At 65.5% G+C, this 19033-nt stretch carries 14 protein-coding genes; 4 read left to right on the top strand and 10 right to left on the bottom strand.

What is annotated here, in order from left to right; translation table 11 throughout:
* Position 1: 1 nt before the first annotated feature.
* From QFZ61_RS05585 to QFZ61_RS05570, 4 genes are all read right to left on the bottom strand, one after another.
* The gene (locus tag QFZ61_RS05585; RefSeq protein WP_307034093.1) at positions 2–2236 is read right to left on the bottom strand and encodes a hypothetical protein; all 2235 of its coding nucleotides are present in this window, start codon (positions 2234–2236) and stop codon (positions 2–4) included.
* Between the two features lie 111 nt (positions 2237–2347).
* Positions 2348–3670 carry a glycosyltransferase family 2 protein gene (locus tag QFZ61_RS05580; RefSeq protein ID WP_307034091.1) on the bottom strand — a complete coding sequence of 441 codons (1323 nt, stop codon included), beginning with the start codon at positions 3668–3670 and terminating at the stop codon, positions 2348–2350.
* A complete protein-coding gene (locus tag QFZ61_RS05575; protein ID WP_307034089.1) occupies positions 3652–4653 on the bottom strand; it encodes a glycosyltransferase family 2 protein in 1002 nt (333 codons plus the stop codon). The genes QFZ61_RS05580 and QFZ61_RS05575 overlap by 19 nt, the downstream gene beginning before the upstream one ends.
* Position 4654: 1 nt before the next feature.
* On the bottom strand, positions 4655–5431 hold the full coding sequence (locus tag QFZ61_RS05570) for a glycosyltransferase family 2 protein (protein WP_307034087.1): 777 nt from the start codon (positions 5429–5431) through the stop codon (positions 4655–4657).
* A gap of 734 nt (positions 5432–6165) precedes the next feature.
* On the opposite strand from QFZ61_RS05570, the gene QFZ61_RS05565 reads away from it, so the two are divergent.
* Positions 6166–8400 (top strand): PKD domain-containing protein, encoded by a 2235-nt coding sequence (locus QFZ61_RS05565; RefSeq protein WP_307034085.1) that lies wholly within the window; start codon positions 6166–6168, stop codon positions 8398–8400.
* An 89-nt stretch (positions 8401–8489) separates the two neighbouring features.
* On the opposite strand, the gene QFZ61_RS05560 is transcribed toward QFZ61_RS05565, so the two are convergent.
* The 3 genes from QFZ61_RS05560 to QFZ61_RS05550 form a co-directional block, all read right to left on the bottom strand.
* The gene (locus tag QFZ61_RS05560; RefSeq protein ID WP_307034083.1) at positions 8490–9269 is read right to left on the bottom strand and encodes an SDR family NAD(P)-dependent oxidoreductase; all 780 of its coding nucleotides are present in this window, start codon (positions 9267–9269) and stop codon (positions 8490–8492) included.
* Positions 9270–9468: 199 nt separating this feature from the next.
* Positions 9469–9966 (bottom strand): SRPBCC domain-containing protein, encoded by a 498-nt coding sequence (locus QFZ61_RS05555; protein ID WP_307034081.1) that lies wholly within the window; start codon positions 9964–9966, stop codon positions 9469–9471.
* A gap of 12 nt (positions 9967–9978) precedes the next feature.
* The gene (locus tag QFZ61_RS05550; RefSeq protein WP_307034079.1) at positions 9979–10371 is read right to left on the bottom strand and encodes a helix-turn-helix transcriptional regulator; all 393 of its coding nucleotides are present in this window, start codon (positions 10369–10371) and stop codon (positions 9979–9981) included.
* A gap of 141 nt (positions 10372–10512) precedes the next feature.
* Between QFZ61_RS05550 and QFZ61_RS05545 the strand changes: the two genes are divergently transcribed.
* A complete protein-coding gene (locus QFZ61_RS05545) occupies positions 10513–11604 on the top strand; it encodes a type I restriction endonuclease (protein WP_307034078.1) in 1092 nt (363 codons plus the stop codon).
* 18 nt (positions 11605–11622) lie between these two features.
* On the opposite strand, the gene QFZ61_RS05540 is transcribed toward QFZ61_RS05545, so the two are convergent.
* Positions 11623–13569: an ATP-binding protein gene (locus tag QFZ61_RS05540; protein WP_307034075.1), complete on the bottom strand. Its 1947-nt coding sequence runs from the start codon at positions 13567–13569 to the stop codon at positions 11623–11625.
* A gap of 142 nt (positions 13570–13711) precedes the next feature.
* Here QFZ61_RS05540 and QFZ61_RS05535 point away from each other — a divergent pair, with 142 nt between their 5' ends.
* Positions 13712–14368, top strand: a complete 657-nt coding sequence (locus QFZ61_RS05535; protein WP_307034073.1) for an alpha/beta hydrolase — start codon at positions 13712–13714, stop codon at positions 14366–14368.
* A gap of 57 nt (positions 14369–14425) precedes the next feature.
* Here QFZ61_RS05535 and QFZ61_RS05530 read toward each other — a convergent pair whose 3' ends face one another.
* A complete protein-coding gene (locus QFZ61_RS05530; RefSeq protein ID WP_307034071.1) occupies positions 14426–14857 on the bottom strand; it encodes an STAS/SEC14 domain-containing protein in 432 nt (143 codons plus the stop codon).
* A gap of 60 nt (positions 14858–14917) precedes the next feature.
* Positions 14918–17239 (bottom strand): glycosyltransferase family 2 protein, encoded by a 2322-nt coding sequence (locus QFZ61_RS05525; RefSeq protein WP_307034069.1) that lies wholly within the window; start codon positions 17237–17239, stop codon positions 14918–14920.
* 213 nt (positions 17240–17452) lie between these two features.
* Here QFZ61_RS05525 and QFZ61_RS05520 point away from each other — a divergent pair, with 213 nt between their 5' ends.
* Positions 17453–19033 carry a chitinase gene (locus QFZ61_RS05520; protein ID WP_307034068.1) on the top strand — a complete coding sequence of 527 codons (1581 nt, stop codon included), beginning with the start codon at positions 17453–17455 and terminating at the stop codon, positions 19031–19033.

Below are 19033 nucleotides of genomic sequence, written 5' to 3'. Positions count from 1 at the left end.
GCTAGCCGGTTTTTTGGATTTGGTAGATCCTGACAGCACCGTTGTTGAAGACCTTGTCAACGTTGTTAGCTGACGCGAGCTGCCGTTCCAGTGCCGGGAGTTTGTCGGCGTCGAACAGCTTGTCCCTGGTGACCTGCGCAAGCTGGGAGTCTGAGAAGACGACAAAGACGCGATCCGGATTCCAGTTCTTGTGTGCGTACTGCTCGATTTCGGCAGCGGTCAGCTGGTAGTCGGAGGACTGGATCAGTTTGGTCAGCGAGGTCAGCCGGCCCCACTCCAGGTAGCTGGGATAGTTGGGCCCGATCAGGAGCGGGAAGAAGGCACTGGTCTGAAAGATGGCGTCTTTGGGCTGCACTTGGCCGTCCAGCCACTCTGCCGCGACCACGTCCGTCTTCTGGACGCGGAACTTGGCCTCCGACTGGAAGTAGGCAACGGTGAACAGCACGGCCATCGCGGTCAGTGCCGCGGTGGCGCCGAGCGCTGCCTTGCGGGTGCGGAGCGGACCGGACCAGAACAGCCAGGCGGCGCCGACGGCGAGAAAAGGCAGGGCGAAGAGGTAGACCCGGAATTTGGCTTCCCCGCCGTAGGACTGCACCATCAGCCAGAACACTGGTGCAGCCGCGAGCCAGGCGACAATGAGCGTCTGCCTGACGTTGCCGCGGAGCACGTTGCGGACAAAACCGGCCAGTCCTAGGACACCGATCAACAAGGACAAGGCGTCGGGTGAGCGTGTCATCAAGCGCGAGATGTCCCCAAACGGGAGGTCCTGCGGCACGTCGTAACTGGCGTTCTTCACGACGTCGAAACCGCTGAAAAGACCGTACTTGTTGGCGACGTAATCCAGGTTCGGCAGCAGGTAGGCGATGGCGACGAGCGCCAGGGCGGGCGCCAGCCACTTTGGCCTGAAGTAGCCGAAAACAAAGAGCGGGGCCAGCGCCAGGCAAGCCAGGTAGGGCGTCAGCTGGTGGCTGGCGACGGCCACGGCCTGCAGGACGAGCAGGGCAACGGCAGCGGGGACCACCATGGCCGCGGCTGGCACGGGAGCTTCGGCACCTGCCACGGCCGCCCGGCGCCGGCCGGAGCGGCGCTGCAGCCTGCCAAGACGGCCCTCGAAGGCCGCAGCGAACTTGACCGGGGCGCTGCGCAGGAAGGTCAGGGCGACCAGGCACATCGTGAGGTACAGGGTGTAGGAGAATGCCTGGGGTGAGTAATAGTTCTGGTTGACCCAATTCGTCAGGGCAAAGACCAGCGTGGCCGTCCAATAGATCCGGGGGTTGGAGCTCAGGGTCCGGACGATCGCCAGGACGATCGCCACGTCCAGCAGGGCAAAGGAGAACTCCGCAAGGGAGGCGTAGCCCACAGCGTCGCGGTACCCGGCCACTTCGCCGAGGAAGGCGCTTACCGAGAAGAACCCTGGCCACCGGTTGTAGATGTCGATCGTGGCGTCAACTTGGCCGGTAGCGCCGATGTAATTGGTGACCGCGATGTGCTTGTAGGACCAAGGCAACCGGGGGACACTGACGACCATCGCCGCCGACGCGTAAAGCACAGCAACCAGCCCGGTAAAGGAGGCCGCCAGGAACGCCGTGGAGGCCATCCGGCGGGCGGCGACTCCCCAGATGCACAGAGCGGCGACGCCGGCGGCAGCGAAGTACCACAGCACGGGGAACGTGGTCAGCAGCCCCTTATCGCCGTGAAGCTCGTCTCCGGTCAGGGCCAGTGCCACTCCCCAGAGCACCATCGCGACGGCAAGGACCGCCCACGGGACGTTGCTGGAAAGGCTCCGGTGCCGCAAATCCTCCAGACGCCAGGCCCCTCGCCAGTCCAGCGGCCGTCGCGTTGACACGGCGGCAGGTGCGGGGACGGCCATGATCAGGGCCGACGCCGCCAGCAGGACGGCGGCTGCCACCGGCCGCGGCTGCCACACCCCGGTCCACACCATGGCAAGGGACAGGATCGTGAAGATTGCAGCGCTTGCGACGATCGTGAACACGGCGCGGGCCAGCGGGTCCGCATCGGGAATCCGCCGGATGAGGACCCAGCCCGGCAGCACCAGGCAGCCGACCATGGTCACCGGGGCCAGCGCCGGCCCACCAAGGTCGAGGAGGATCAGGACAGCCACGACGGCGCCCGCCAGGGCGAGGCCGGCGTCCAAACGCCGCCCCGGCCCCAGCCGGGACACTGCCGGGAGGGGCGCTTTGGGGGCTGGCTTTTCGTCTTCCAGTAAGAGACTCATGAACTCAAACTTCCTCGCTCGTTCGGGACTTGGCGAGGGGAAATCGGCGTTCCATGGTGACGCCGAGATCCCCTCAAAACTGTGCGTTGCTTGGGTCTCCGTCCGAGGCGCCTAGCCGGCCCGCCGGCGCCGACCCAACCGGCGCTGTAGAAGATAGTTGAGCGGGCCGAGCGCCACATAGACGAGCTCGGTCCGCAGGGCTTTCGCCTCGACCGGGTTTCGAGGTTCCCTGGAGCCGGGCACCCCTGCACCGCTGCGGTGGCTGCGGATGTTCCGCAGGAAGTACGCGGCGCCCCGCGGCGCGCGTGCCAGGGCCATCCGTGCCGTGCGCGGATTCATGAAGATTTTTGCCAGCCAGGCTCCCAGTCCGTTGCCGTACCCGCGCGCCTGGACGATGAGTTCCTCAAGGTCAGCCCGGTGCCGGTGCCAGACGACAGCCGAAGGCTGCACCACCAGCGAACGCCCGGACAGGATCACGCGGGTGAACATGTCCAGATCTTCACCGCCGCCCGTCCGTGTTCCCACACCCAGGGCCGTATCGAAGGCGCCCAGGGCAAGCGCGGCCCGGCGGTCCAGGGCGAAGTTCGCTCCAGTGCCGAAAGCTCCCACGCAGAAAGGGAAGACCGGGAGGTCTGCCGGTGGGTCGGCCAGGGAGTAGACCTTCGGCGCCACCGTCTTTGACCAACCCACCCTGGAGTCGAAGTATCCCTGGGCCTGCGAGCGCAGTTCCCCGGCCGGCACCAGGCCGGTCACGCAGGCCACGTCCGGGGCCTGTTCAAAGCCGGCCGCAATCGCGTGCAGCCATCCCTCGTCCACTACCACGTCGTCGTCGGTGTAGGCGACGATGTCGCCCTGTGCGTGGCGCAGCCCGGCGTTGCGGGCGTGGGACAACCCCGGGCGGCGCTCGGAAATAAGCGTCAACCGCGGGTCCGGAAACTCCTTCCGGACCATGTCGCGGGTGTCACTGCTGCGGGCTGCGTTGTCCACCACGATCACATCGAAGTTTGGGTAGTCCAGCCGGAGGATCGCTTCGAGGGCTTTCCGCAGGCACTCGGCACGGTCGCGGGTGCACACTATGACGGTGATGGACGGCGTGGCTGAGGCGGCCCGGGGCGCTGCGGCCGCGGGAAGTTCCGCGGCCGCAGCCTCCACCTGGCTCCGCGCGAGGGACCCGTCCGTTGCGTCGAGCTCAATGAAGCCCCGCACGGCTGCTCCGTTGCGGACCAGCAGGCGTGCCCGGCTGTAACCCAGCGATTCCTGGAGCCGCAGCTGGCTGTAACCGTTGAGGGACTCCAGATCCACGGCTCCGACCCATCGGGCTCCGGCCCAGTCCGGAACGGCTTCCGACGGCATCGCCGGAAGCAGTTCCAGGATCCGGCCGGCGGGATCCGGCATCACCTCATTTTCGACGTCGATCACGTGGCTTCCCGCCATGGCTGCCTCGCCGCCGGAATCGCGCCGGCAAGGAGAGGTTCGGAGCCTGCGGCGAGCCGCCGTCCCCTGAAGTAGCCCGCCGCGGTGACCGTCAACACCGCCACGTAGGCGGCGGCGCGGTTCAGCCCCTGCGGGTCGGTGCCCTTCCTCCAGTCCGTGAGGGCGGAGAAGACTGCCCTCGGCAGGACGCTGCGTACGTACCGCCGTTCCGGACCAAGGGCGCGTTTGTGGCCGACCACCTGGCTGACTTGCGCCTTGGAAAGACCCTCGGACCAGGCGCGCTCCATCATGTAGCGGAAGGTGCCGCGCTGGACCGGGACATGGTGGCGGACAAGGGCTGAGGGCTCGTACACAACCCGCGATCCTGGTGCCCCGATGGCTGCGCGGATGCAAACCTCGGTTTCCTCGCAGCCCAGCGGTTTCGTGCCCTGGCGGCCGAGGCTGACGTTGAAGCCACCCACATGCTGGAGAACCTCCCGACGGAAGGACATGTTGGCCCCCACCACGTTCCGCACCTCCGAGGCCACCCTGGGCATCCCCCGGTGGCTGCAACCGACAATCCAGTCCAGTTCAGGGCCGAAGTGTCCGGGCCTGCCCCCTTCCCAGACCGGCTCCACCATGCCGCCCACGGCAAGCACGTCGGAGTCGTCGTAGAGTGCGGTCAAGCGCTCAAGCCAGAACGGATCGGCCTCGGCGTCGTCGTCAAGAAACGCAACGATCTCGGAGGTCACCAGGCCGACGCCGGTGTTCCGGGCGCCGGAGAGACCTTGCGGGCCCGTGCTTTCCACCAGGGTTACGTCCTGCACCGTAGCGACCAGGCGCTTGTAGAGATCTACGTTGTGGTCGACCACCACAATCACCTGTTCCGGCTTGAGTGTCTGGCCGTGGACGGAGTCGATGACGCGCATCAACAGGTCCCAGCGCTGCTCGGTGTAGGAGCAGATCACAACCGAAACGGAGGGTCGAAAATTGAAGTCCAGCATCTTAGGCACCTTCCGCCAGGGCCAGGAGACTCCGAGGGTCTGTCGGAGTGCGTGCAAAGCGGACGTCCGGGTAGGTGTATTTCACCCTCCGCAGCGCCTCGGGCCGGGCGCCGGCCGTGGGCGCCTCCCAGGCCGTGCACTCCCGGGCCAGGGTCCGCAGGACGCGCCACCCGTCCCGGAAAGTCTGCAGGTTCGAGACCCCGGAGATGCGGTCCAGCTCAAAGCTCGGGACCTCCGCAATCCGCAGGCCCGCCCTGGCTGCCCGGACAATCAGTTCGGTTTCGATCTCAAAACCGTCCGATTCCAGCTGCAGGACTTCCAGGCACTCGCGCCGCAGGGCGATGTAGCCGTAGCAAAGGTCCGAGTAGTTGCTGCGCAGCACCGTGTTTGCCAGCCCGGTCAGCACGCGGTTGCCGGTGTTCCGCAGCCAGGTGAGGTCTTCGGATCCTCCGCCCGTGACGTACCGTGACCCCTTGACGAAGTCGTAGTCGTGCTGGAGCGGCGAGACGAACCAGCCGATTTCCTGCGGGTCCATGCTCCCGTCGGCGTCGAGCATCACGATGATGTCGCCGGAGGCGGCTGCAAAGCCGGCCCGGACGGCAATGCCCTTGCCCTTGCGCGGCTCGGCAACCACCACAACATCCATCCGCAGTGCACGGGCGACGTCCACGGTGTGATCGTGCGAACGCCCGTCCACGATCACGACTTCGTCAACGTACGACGGCATGCGCCGCAGTACCCAGGGCAAATTCATTTCCTCATTAAGGGTTGGTATCACGACGCTTACAGATGCCCTGTGCGGGGCGCCCTCCGTACTCGACGTGGATCTTGGGGCCAAATTTTGAATTGACAAACGCCTCACCACTTCATGAATTTAGACACCAGGGAATTACTCCCGGCGATTTTGAGAACCTATCGGACAAATTCGGAGAAATTCTTTCGCAAACCTGTACCGACCCATATCCCAGCTGCCACTGGGCTGTGGCCATATCCCGAGCCTAAAGTTCACCTAAAGTTGTGTCACGAGTGGCTATTACTTGGGTGTTTGTACACTTTCCCGCAGGCAAACTACGCCCCTACTTGGGTAGCCGTCCCGGTCTACTTGGGAAACGCGGGGCATGGCCAGCGGGCCTACTCGTGGTCGGCTGCACGCCCGAAAAGCGCTTGTTTCAGCGGCTGCTGTGCCCTGCGGCGGCCCGCGGGAGGCCAAGTTTGGACGGCCTGCACGCCCCGCCGACTCGTGCATCCCGCGGTGGCACCGGCCAGCTGGCGCCCCTGGGGAAGCATCCCCGCGGTGCTGCTTTCATTTCAGAAGTGCCACCGAACCGAACACCGGCTCCGAAATGCGCACTCTCAACTTTACGTCTTTAGTGCCGAAACCGGGCGCCTATGGACCTTCTTTAAATTCCTTCTTTTCAGCACTCTTCAAAGTGGTTAGCATTACCCCATCGACAGCCGGTGACAATCTCCCATGCAATCCACGGTCGCCGCACGAAAGAAACGGTCTCAAATATGAAACGTGTATCGCACTGGCTCAGCCAGTCATTGGTTATGGCGCTGTTCGTCGCTGGAGGGCTGCTTGGCATCGCCAGCAACGCCTCGGCCGCAAGCGACTACGGTTCCCCCAGCGTCAGCTACACCGGCGTCAGCAATCCGCCCACCTCGGACAAGCCGCAGAGCAAGCTCTGGTGGAATGACGGTTCTTGGTGGGCAGACATGTGGACGTCCGGCAGCGGCTGGCACATCTACCGCCTCGACCTGGCTTCAAACAGCTGGGTCGATACCGGAGTCCTCAACGACAGCAGGGCCAGCACCCTCGCGGACGTGCTGTGGGACGGCAGTAAGCTCTACATCGCCTCGCACGTCGTCACGGTCTCCGGTGACTCTGCCCCGAAGCCGTCAGTCGCCGGCCAGCCGGCCAAGCTGTACCGCTACAGCTATTCCGGCGGGAAGTACATCCTGGACAGCGGGTTCCCTACCACGATTGCCAACAACAGCAGTGAGTCGATGACCATCGACAAGGACACCACCGGCGCCATTTGGGCCACCTGGACCCAGGTGTCCAGCAACTCCACGGGCGGCTACAAGAACACCGTCTACGTCAACAACTCGGCGCCCGGCGGGACCAGCTGGAGTACTCCGTTTGTGCTTCCGGTGACCAACCCGAACCCGGCGCCGGACGACATCTCGGCGGTCGTGGCCTTCGGCAGCAACAAGATCGGCGTGCTCTGGAGCGACCAGCTCGCCGGCGCTGTGCACTGGGCCATCCGCACGGACGGCACCAACCCCACCGCCACGTCCTCGTGGCGCTCCCAGGATGCCATCAAGGGTAACGGCCAGGCCGATGACCATATGAGTATCAAGACCGTGCAGGCCGACACCAGCGGCCGTGTCTTTGCCGCCGTCAAGACGAGCCTGAACGACACCTCCTCGGACAAGTCCCTGGCACAGCTGAAGTTGCTGGTCTTCAAGCCGGCCACGGGATCCTTCACCCAGTCCACGATCGCCACAGTGGGCGATTGCGTCTCCCGTCCGCAGATTCTGCTCGATACCCAGAACAACACGGTGCATGCCTTCCACACCGCTCCCGGCACGTCCGTGACCGGCTGCCCCTACTCCGGATACTCCGGCGCCATCTACGAGAAGACGGCGCCCATGGACAACCCGGTGTTCCCGTCAGGGCGCGGCACCCCGGTCATCCAGGACGGTGCCTCGCTGAACATGAATGACGTCACCACCACCAAGCAGAGCATCAACAGCACCACCGGCCTGGTGGTCCTGGCCAGCAACAACGCGACGAAGCGTTACTGGTACTCCTACCGCAGCCTTGGATCGAGCGGTGTCACCAAGCCGGTGGCGTCGTTCACCGCCTCGCCGACCTCGGGCCAGGCGCCGGTCGACGTGGCCTTCAAGGACACCACTACCGGAGCACCCACCTCCTGGTCGTGGAACTTCGGTGACGGCGGGACGTCGAACGTGCAGAACCCGACCCACACCTACAGCGCCGCGGGCTCCTACACCGCCACGCTGACGGCTGCCAACAGTGCAGGCTCGACGTCGGCGAGCACCGTGATCACGGTCAGCGGGGCGACCACCCCGCCGCCGCCGTCGTCCGGGATTACCGTTGGCGCGGCGACCACCGCGAGCGCCACGACGGCGTCGTCGACCGTTACGTTGAACAAGCCGGCCGGCGCTGCCGCCGGTGATGTGCTGGTCGCTTCAATAACCGCCGACTTGGCCCCAACGGCCACTGCCCCGGCGGGCTGGACGGCGATCGTCAACGGCCTGGGCATCAACAGCTCCTCAAGCAGCGGCGCGAAAGTGTTCAGCTACTACCACGTGGTCGGAACCTCCGACCCAGGCAGTTACAGCTGGACCCTGAGCACCGCCGTCAAGTGGGGGGCCGGCGTCACCGCCTACCGCGGGGTCAACAACACGACGCCGCTGGACAGCTCGGTGGCAACGGCGGTGAACACGAGCTACTCGGCGACGAGCATCACTGCACCCAGCATTACCACCGCCAGCAACGGCGCCATGCTGATCGGCGGCGTCGGCTTCGACAGCGGCAGCCCGGGAGCCACGCCTCCGAGCGGCTGGACCGAGCGCTGGGAAGCATCCGGCGGCCAGATCGGCGAGGCTGCAGATAAGCCCCAGGCCACGGCCGGCGCCAGCGGCACCGCTACCTGGACCTTCAGCACCGCCAAGGCCGTCGCCGTCTGGCAGACCGCGCTGAAACCGGCCGCCTAGGGTTCGTCCCGGGGCCAGCCCGCAGTAGTAACGAAAGGGATGTCCCGGCCGCTCGGTGGCCGGGACATCCCTTTGCCGCTCCCTCGAAACTAGAGTGCGGACCAACCTCCGTCCGAGGCGAGAATGGCCCCGTTGACGTTGGTGCCGTCATTGCTGAGCAGAAAGGTGATCGAGGCTGCCAGCTGGGCCGCCGTGGCCGGCGTCGGAACGTTCGCCCCCATCAGCGGGCCGAGGCGCTCGGCGGCCAGCTGCGAGCCCCAGTCGGCCGCGATGTTGGTGAGCGTCGCCCCTGGCGCCACCGCGTTGAAGCGCAGTCCCTTCGGCCCGTACATCACCGCGGAGTTCTTGGTCAGCCCGACGACGGCGTGCTTAGACGCGGTGTAGGCGGCGCCGGCGGCGGACCCGCGCAGCCCCGCCTCCGAGGCGACATTGACCACGGACCCGGTTCCGGCTTCGAGCATCAGCGGGATGACCGCCCGGGTCAGGCGTATTAGTGCGGTGACGTTGACCCTGAAAACCCGCTCCCAGACGTCGTCCTCCACTTCGTGGATCGGGGCGAACCGGTCCATGATGCCGGCCACGTTCGCGAGCGCGTCCACCCTGCCCCCGGCAGCGGCGACGATGGCGGCAATCGTCTCTTCGGTGGAAATGTCCCCGGCCACCGGGACGAGGTCCAGGCTCCCGTTCTGTGCCACCAGGTCGTCGAGCCGTTCCTTGCTGACGTCCGCGGCGACCACCCTGCCGCCCTCCTTTGCCACCCGCAGCGCGGTAGCTAGCCCGATGCCGGACCCGGCACCGGTGACGATGACGGTCCAGCCGGCGAAACGCCCCGGGGTGATGGTTTCCTGCCATGAAGCTCCGTTGCCCATGATGTCCTTCCAGATACTGATGGTCCTGAAAGCGCCAGCATAGTGGGACTGCTACTCCCCCGTCTGCCAGTCGTCGGGTGCGCGGAGGAGGTCGGCGTGGGCGTCGTGCCGGGCATGCCCCTCACCGGTGTGCAGTGCGGGCGGCGGCGGAGCCTCCCGCCGCCGCCCGCACTGCCGTAACGCTGCGCCGCACCGCCCGTCAGGCGTGGGCGTGCTCGGCGAGGACCGCGTCCACTTGGCCGAGGGCACCCTTCATGCCTTCTTCCATTCCCATGGCCACGATCTTTTCCATCTGCTCCTCCGTCTCGAAGGTGGACAGCACGGTCATCCGGGTCCGGTTCCCGAGCGGTTCCAGGGTGACCGTGCCGTGGATGGTGCCAAGGTCAGCCACGGGCTCACCGTTGTCGTCGGCGAAACCGTCGTCGAAAACCAGGCGGTGCGGTGCTTCGATCGAGACAAACCGCCACCAGCCGCGGGCCTTCTCACCGTCGGGCCCGGTCATGTAGTAGCTCGCCTCGCCGCCCGGGACGAAGTCGTGCTTCTCGAAGGTCGCCGGCCAGGTGGGCGGGCCCCACCAGCGCTCGAGCTGGCGCGGATCCTCCCAGATCTGCCAGACGCGCTCGACGCCGGCGTTGAACTCCGAGACGAGGGTGAGGCTGAGCGCCTCAAGGTTCTTGGTTGAACTGATGACTGTCATGTCGAACCCTTCCTATCCTTCTGCTTCCCTGATTTCCTTCTTGTCGTTCGCTTGTGGGGCTGCCGCTGGTGACGCACTTTCGGCCAGCAGGTCCGCGATCCGCTCCGTGCGCTGCAACCACATCACCTCGTACTCATCGAGCAGACGGCGGACCTTCAGCAGCCCCTCGTGATCGGCCCGCACGATCTGCTCCCTTCCACGCTTCTCCTTGGTCACCAGGGAAGCGCGCTCCAGCACCGCCACATGCTTCTGGACGGCGGCAAAACTCATGGTGTAGAGACCGGCGAGCTGCGATACCGAGTACTCCCGGACCGTCACGCGCCGCACAATGTCCCGGCGGGTGCTGTCCGCAAAGGCCTGGAACAAGCGGTCTACCGCTTCATCACTCAACTGATCTACAACCATTTGGTTGTAGATTATTCCTGCCGCGCGAATGAGTCAAGGGGTTTTACGCGGGCCGTTTCCAGCTCCCTGGCCTTAGATAACCTGGCCTGTCGATGCTCTGCGCTAGATTGTCAATCTAGTCATCGTTATTCAGGGGGATCCATGGAATTTGCAGAAAAACTGTCGGCGCTGGCGGCGAAGGTGCGCCAGCAGCGACAGGTTATCCAAACAGAAGAAGCGACGAAGAACGCCTTCGTGATGCCCTTCATATCGAGCATCCTCGGCTATGACGTCTTCAACCCGTTGGAGGTCGTCCCCGAGTTCATCGCCGACGTCGGATTGAAGAAGGGCGAGAAGATTGATTACGCGATCGTCAAGGACGGAGAAGTTCAGATCCTGATTGAGTGCAAGAAGTCCACTGAGCCCGTCAAGATAGAGCACGCATCGCAGTTGTTCAGATACTTCGCGGTAACCAATGCCCGGATTGCCATTCTCACCAACGGGGAGGTCTATCAGTTCTTCACTGACCTCGACGCGCCGAACCGGATGGATGCAAAGCCATTCCTCGTCCTCGATCTTAACGACATTGACGAAATGCTTATCCCCGAACTGCAGAAGTTGTCCAAAGACGTCTTCGACCTGGACTCCATCATCAGCGCGGCGGGGGAACTGAAGTACATCGGCGAACTCAAGCGCACTCTGGCCGCGCAGTTCAAGGAACCCGAAGACGAATGGGTCAAGTTTTTGACCGGCCGCGTTTACACGGGCGCCTACACACAGAAAGTCCGCGAGCAGTTCAGTACTCTGGTCGGGAAAGCATCTAAGCAGTTCCTCAACGACCAAGTGAACGACCGCTTAAAGAAGGCTCTTGGCGCCCCTAATTTCCCGCAGAGCGACGAAACCGCAGCGGCCGCAGCAGTCACGAGCGCCCCGGTCGCTCAGGCCGATCTTGAGGCGGCAGACGGCATCGAGACAACGCTGGAGGAAATCGAGGGCTATCAGATCGTCCGCGCCATCGTCTGTAGTGAGGTCAAGCCTGCCCGTGTTTCTCAACGCGATGCAAAGTCCTACTTTGCGGTGCTTCTGGATGACAATAACCGCAAGCCGATCGCCCGCCTCCACTTCAACCGGACCCAGAAGTACATCGGCCTTTTTGGCAGCGACAAGGAGGAAACGCGTGTTCCGATCAGTTCGCTGGAGGAGATTTACGAGCACACCGAAGCGCTGCGGGCGAGCGTCAGGAGCTATCTGTAGTTCGTCTCCTTTTACGACCTAGCCCAGGAACGTGCGGTGGACGTCGCTGCCGTAGCGGCGGATGATGTCCCGCTTGGCGTTCTTGAAGGCCGCGAGGTCGCCGGCGTGGCCGTGCTGCTCGGTGCGGCGGCGGGCGAGTTCGTCAGCGATGACGTCCAGGAACAGCTCCGCCAACAGCAGCCGTGCAGAGTCGCGGAATCGACCGCGGCCGTCGACGTAGAGCTGGACCGTGGGCGCAGCGGTGTTGATGATGACCTTGCGTTCCTCAGCGCTGTAGACGGCCCGGTCTGCGCTGTTGTCCAGGCTGCGGAACTCATAGCCGGTGAAGAGGTCGGCGCCGTGGTCCCGGGTTGGGCGATGCCCCTCCCGGTGCCCAACGGCTGGCTCTGCCGCGCCGGCGACGGCCACCGCTGCGTGCGGCGGCTGGTCGGCTGCGTGGCGAGAGGCGTGCTCGGCGATGACGATCTCGCACAGCGCCCAGTACGTTCCCGCCCGGACCGTCAGCGCGCCCCGCGCGCCCGGCCGCAGCCCGATGACGGTCCACTCCAGCCGCCGCACCTCCTCCAGCGCACTGACTGCCACCGGATCAGGGTGCGGCTCGATCCGGATCGAACCCGGGAGGTCGGCCTCGAAGGTGAGCGTCTCGCGGTCGGGCAGCTCTGCCGCGTCCAGCAGCAGCGCGACGTGAAACGGGTGGCCCGGCGGACGGTAGTAGAACGGGGTGGTGAAGCGGAGCGCCGCAGGACGCTCCCCCGCCGCCGCGCCGCCGACTGAGGGCCGCGGTGACGACGTGTCCAGCCCGAGGTCGACGACGGCGGCTTCGTTCATGTGCTGCAGCAATTGCTCGATCATCTCGGCGGTGCGCCCGGAAGTGGTGGCACGGTCCAGGTGCGTGAGCTTCTCCCGCTCGGCCTGCACCGCACCCGCGATCATCCGGCTGACTGCGGCGGAGAACGCGGCGACGAAGGGGTCCCGGGGGTTCAGGCCCTCGCGTTCATCGCTGATGATCGCCCGACCACGGCCCAGCATTTCGGTCAGGGCATCGCACCGGACGACGCCGAACAGGTACTCGGTGCCCACCTGGTTTTCGAACTCGAACAACTGGCAGTCCAGTGCGGCTTTCCCGGAGAGGACGACCAGGCCATTGGTCCGATCGTCGCCCCTGAGCGTGAGCTCGGCGCCCGTGACCCGTTTCAGCGTGAGCGTAAACGGGTAGGACCGGCCCTCGAAGCTGACGATTCCGGGGTCGTCCGGGCCAAGGAGCAGCTGCGCCGGGGGTTCGCGGAAGTGCACCGGTTCGCTGTGGTGCTCGACGCCGCCGGGCTGGCCGTGTTCCAGCTCAACGCTGCGCCGGGCGAGCACTCCGCGCAGATAGAAGTTATCGGACAGGGACTGCGCCAGCGTGCCGTGCTGGGTGATCCGCACCCTGGGGTTGTCGACGACGACAGTCACCCGGGTCCCGGATGCTTCCGCGGTCTGATGGAGGCCCAGCCGGGCGTAGTCGGCCGGGGCGGCGGGCCGGTCCGCCCCGCCGTCGTCGTACAGGTAGCCGCCGTTGCCGCCGCGGAACACGTCGATCCGGGTGAAGCGTCCGTTCCGGATGGTCTCGAGCCAGCCGTGCCCCAGGCCGAAGATCGCCTGCTTCAGCCCGCGGCCAAAGTAGCCGCGACCGTCGCCCTCACCACGGGCAAGCGGGCTGTGGGCACCGCCGTAGCTGAGGATTCGGCCGGCCTGGGCGAAGGACATACCCTCGGCCTGGTCGCTAACCATCAGCACGGCGCCCACATGGTGGCGCTCGTAGTTGACCCTGATGCGCCCGCTTATTGCTGCACCGGCTTTCTCCAGGCGGGCGTAGCTGTCGTCGCTGTTGGTGATCAGTTCCACCAGCGCTTTCTCCACCGAGGCGAAGCGCCGCGAGTCGATCCCGATCACGCGCTGGTCCACCTGAATTTCGGCAATCGTCATGCTGATTCCCTCACTCACAACACCGTCGTTGCTGGTCCCGCCGGACCTCGTGCGCCCTATGCCGGGGCCCTGTAGGGGGAGCGTAACAGCCAAACCCGTTTTGGCACGCGTGCGCCATATTGCGGCACCGTACGCTGTGTCGATGAAACGAACTGGAACCGTCGTTCTCGTCCACGGCTTGTGGCATCAGCCCGCGCACTTCGAGCTGCTCACTGAGGAGTTGCGGGCACGAGGCGCTTCAGTTCGCGTGCCGCGCTTGCACCGGGGCTCGCTCGCGGCCGACACGTCAGCAGTTCAGGAGGCCGTGGATGAATGCCCGACCCCTCCCCTGGTTTTGGGCCATTCCTACGGGGGATCGGTCATCACCGGCTTGGAGCGGATCCGCCACTTGGTCTACGTGGCCGCTTTCGTTCCCGCCGCCGGGGAGAGCGGAGCGCTACTGGGCGGGCCGGATGCACCGGTAAATGAAGCGGTGCGCCGACACAACGACGGGACCACCAGCATCCGGCCCGAGCGAGCCCGTGAGGTCTTTTATGCCGACTGCACCGAAGCGGAAAGCCGGCGGGCGACCAGCCTGCTCGTGCCGCAGCAGCCGGGCCACGGCCGCGGAATTCCGGAGCGAGCGGCCTGGGAAGAGATCAAAAGCACGTATCTGCGATGCGAACAGGACAGGGCGCTCAGCCCTGCCCTGCAGGAGAGAATGGCGCGCCGTTGTACCAACGCCTTGAACCTGGACGCCAGCCATTCGCCCTTCATCAGCCGCGCCAGCCAACTGGCCGGGCTGATCGTGGACCTCTAGCCCGGCAACACCCGTACCGCAGGCCCGGGCACAGATCGAAGACCTGCCGCCACGCCCCTAGCGGGCCCCCGACGCGGTAACGGAGGCTTCCTGCTGCTCGGAAGCGGGCTCGGCGGACTGGTCGAGAAAGCCGGCGAGCCAGGCCAGGGCCTGGCTCCTGGAGGTGAAGAATTCATGCGGGTACCGGGTGTCGCGGCTGGTGGCGGCAGCCACTACACGGTCGACGGCGCTCGACCCCAGCACAGCAATGGCAAGCACGTCGGCCGACTTGGCGAACTCATAGCGTGCAGCAGCGCTGATTTCGACGTCGGTCATAACGGAAAGCATCGGCATCCGCCCCGTCCTCGCCAGCAGGGCGGTGGCCCGCATGGCGTCCCGGGCATCATCGATGTCCACGAAGGTGCCCGGAGCCCAGACGGACTCAATGATGCCCTCAGTGACAGAAAGGGAGTTCTTCCCGTTCGCGGCAAGGATCGGTTCCGGCATCATCTGGCCCATTCTAGGGGCGGGCAGGCCGGGGCAGCCACGGCCAACCGGCCCATGTTACGGTCAGCGAACACCGGCCCTCTTGCGCCGGTCCTTCTTGCCGCGCAGGTCGCGGTTGAGCCGCCGGTCGCCGTGGTAGAGGATCGACTCCCAATCGACCTCTTCCGGGGACTTCGGAACGATCACGGGCTGCGCGGAAACAGGCTGCTTCGGCCTGACGTACAGCCAGTTCAGGACCCCGAGGAAGATGTCGACCACCGAGTTCTTCAGCCCGATGTAGGCGGTGATGGCATATCCGGCCATCACCGCATTGAAGGCCGCGAAGACGGCGTTGGCCCAGTTGTGCAACATGGCGTCGCGCCAGACGGTCAGCAGCGAAAACACCACGATGGCATACGGCGCAAGGACATAAATGGCGGGGGCAGCGGTCCGGTCCTTGACCTTTGGGGTGCGCGCGAACGGAATCTTGTCGCCCGTCAGCGCCTGCTGCAACGACTTCACGACGCCGGCGAGGTTCACCGGCATCAGCACCAGGTTGAACCCGTAGATCCGGAAGATGTCGCTGAAACGGTGGCCGCAATCGCGCAAATCGCTGCCCATAGCCAGGAAGTACGGCAGCGCTGCGGCGAACACCAGAGGGCTGAGGAGCCTGCTGTCATAGGGGTAGGCCAGCAGGAATAGCAGTCCGAAGCTGGCCCAGGTGATGGAGGCCATGTAGTTGACGCGCAGCATGATTTCACGCGCGTGTACGTCCCTGTCGCTCCCACGGCGGCGCCGGATGGCGTCCCAGAGCTTCGGCAGAATCAGCAGGCCGCCGTTGGCCCAACGCCGGCGCTGGACCACGAGGGAGCCGAAGTCAGGGGGCGTGGCGCTGTAGCTGAGGCGTTCGGGGTAGTTCACGAGATCCCAGCCTTCACGGCCCAGATCCACGCTCGATTCCGTGTCCTCGATGACGGTGCGGTCCTGGATGTAGGTCCGCACTTCGAAGCCGCCTTCTGCGGAAACTTCCACGATGTCCTCGAGCGCTACCTTGCGGATCACCGCGTTGGCGCCCACCCAGAAGGTGGCGCCGTACCGGGTCATGCCCTGGTGCTGGATGTGCTGGAGGTCCGTGGACGCCCCGGCGACCCGTTCGATTCGCGTCGGTGCGCCGCGGAACGACGAGTAGGGCGTCTGGGTGACGGCCACCCGCTCGTTTCCGGGGGATTCCAGGAACTGCACCAGCCGCAGGCAGTAGTCCCTGAGCAGCAGCGAATCGGCGTCGAGGGTCAGAACGTAGGTGCTGTCCTCGATGACGAGGTCATTCGGGCCCCGTTCCACCGCTGGCCGGAGAACCGTGCCGTCTGCCGTTTGCTCGGGCCGCCACCGTTGCCCCATGAGGCTGAGGTAGGAGTTCAGGTTCATGGCCTTGTTTGCCTCGTGCGACAGGCTCACGTATTTCTTGCGTTCAAAAGTCGAGACCCTCGCATTGAAGATCCACGTCAGCCGGGCGTACAGCTCCCGCATGCGCGCCGGTTCCGGGGTGGCGCCCTGGGCCCGCGCCGCATAGAGGGCGGTCAGGACCAGCCGCAGTTCGCGGGCGAGGCCCATCAGCACCAGATCCACGAAGAATTCATCGACGTGGTCTTCGACGGTTTCGGCTTCCGCCATCCCTTCAAGCCAGCCGGCGGCGTACTCGTACTCCTCGATCAGCGCCTCAAGCTCGCCATCGGACGAACCGTTACCGGCTCTGCGGTCAAAGGCGTCTCTGGCGGCGTTCAGGCGTGAGGACGGCTCGTGCAGGGTGCGGGTGATGTTTGCGGCGAGGTCTCGTGTGACCTGCAGCCGCTCCCGGTCCGCGGGGTCGGTGGGGAAGGGCGGATCATCAAGCAGCAGGACGACAGACAGGTCCGGGAATTCCTGCAGCGCTGCGGACCAAAGCGTGGCCCGGACGACCTGCGGCTCTTCGGCGTAGGACGGGACGAGCACCGTAACTGCATTTTGGTAATCGGCGAAGTGGCGGTCCAGCTCCCCGCGGGGAACTCTGCGGTGGTCGCGGAAGCGGTTAAGTGCACCCTGCCTGGCCAGCAGGTACATCAGCGCCGAGAACGTCAGGAACGTAACGACGACGACGTAGGACACCGCCTCGGCACGGAATCTGAACCCCGCAGTGGGGTCGTTGACCAGTTCCCTGAGCACCGTGGTCACCACATACGCCAGCCAGGCCAGCACGGTCACGACGATGCCGACCCTGCCGAGAATGACCTTCCGGCGTGACGGCTCGGGGTGCACGATGGCCAATGGTTCAGACCGCCGCTCCGCTCCCCATTGCCGTCTGCGGGCTTTCGACGCCGGGTCCCCGGCGTCCAAATCGTCAGGCCGCGGAGCGGCCAAAAGCTCAGTCATACTTCCCCATCCCCAGACTGTGCACCCCCAGCGGACACACGGCAGGCCGCCCTCCCCGTCATTGCGGAGCGCGGTCTGCCCTTATACTAAGCGCACGACGCCCAATGACTCACCCCCTGCTTCTTCACTACGAAGCCGGGCGGCGAGAACAAGGCGGCGAATCCGCGTGGAAGGGTTGCGCTTCAACTCTCCGACAAGTATTGGGGTAAATCTGTGTCGAACCGCTTTCCCGGACGCCGCCTTTCAAAGCTGCGGCTCGGAGTCCTTGTTCTGGTCCTGCTGGCACTCACCGGCGGGTCGTATCTGGGGCTCCGCTCCTTTCAGGACGCCACCGCCGCGTCCTCGATCCCCTCAGTCTTTTCCGGCTACGTCGACGTGACCGCGACGCCGAGGTTTGCTTTCGAATCGCCGACCACTCCAGAGGCCAAGGGCGCCGTACTGTCCTTCATCGTTTCGGACAAGGAGAACCCCTGCACGCCGTCGTGGGGTGCCGCCTACAGTCTCGCCGCGGCCGAAACGGAGCTGGATCTGGACCGGCGGATCGCCAGATTCCGCCAGATCGGCGGGACGGTTTCGGTCTCGTTCGGCGGCCTGAGCAACAGCGAACTCGCGCTCGAGTGCACGGACCAGTCCCGGCTTACCGGCGCGTACCGCGAGGTGGTCGAGCGGTACGACCTGCGCTCGATAGACCTGGACGTCGAGGGTGCCGCCCTCACCGATGCAGCATCCATTGACCGTCGCGGCAAGGCTCTCGCCGCCCTCCAGCAGGATCGCAAGAACGGCGGAAAGAACCTTGACGTGTGGCTGACGCTGCCCGCGGACCCGGCAGGCCTGACCCAGGCCGGGCGCGACGCCGTGGCACGCACTCTTCGCGCCGGCGTCGAAGTGACCGGGGTCAATATCATGACCATGGATTTCAGCGCCAGTAAACCGGCCGGCCAGACCATGTACCAGGCCTCCGCGTCCGCTGCCGCCGCCGCCCACACGCAGGTGCAGGCGCTGTACCGGGACAACGGTGAGGACCTTGGTTCCGACACCGTCTGGCGCAAGCTGGGCCTCACCCCGATGATCGGACAAAACGACATCGCAGGGGAAATCTTCACCCTCGACGACGCCGCTTCGCTGAACAAATACGCCAAGTCAAAGGGCGTCGGCAGGGTCTCCATGTGGTCCCTCAACCGTGACCGTACCTGTGGAAGCAACTACCCGGACGTCACCAAGGTCTCGGACAGCTGCAGTGGCGTCAAGCAGGGGGACGTCCACTTCTCCACCGTTCTGGGTGCCGACGTCATCCCCACCATGTCAGCCGAACCACAGGCTACGGCTACGTCCGCCGCCCCGACTGCCACCGACGATCCTTCCACCAGCCCCTACCCGGTGTGGAAGGAAACCGCGCGCTACGTGTCCGGGGACCGGACGGTGTGGCACGGCAACGTGTACGAGGCCAAGTGGTGGACCCAGGGTGACAGCCCCGACAACCCGGTAGAGCAGGGCGCCACCGTCCCCTGGAAGCTGATCGGCCCCGTGCTGCCGGGAGACCGGCCCAGCCCGCGGACGACCATCCCGGCAGGCACCTACCCGGATTGGTCCCCGACGGCGGTCTACCAGCGCGGTTCGCGGATCCTCTTCGACGGTTATGCCTTTGAAGCCAAATGGTGGACGCAGTCGGACAGCCCGCAGGCCATGCTCGAGGGCGCCCCGGACTCCCCGTGGATGAAACTCACCCCGGCCCAGCTGCAGGCCCCGGCGGCAACGGCCACCCCGACGCCGACGCCGACGCCGACGGCCAAGTAG

It is taken from the genome of Arthrobacter sp. B3I4 (assembly GCF_030816855.1).
In the GTDB taxonomy this organism is placed as follows: domain Bacteria; phylum Actinomycetota; class Actinomycetes; order Actinomycetales; family Micrococcaceae; genus Arthrobacter.
Note: the sequence above shows the minus strand (reverse complement) of the source record. Positions and strands in the feature narration are given on the sequence as shown.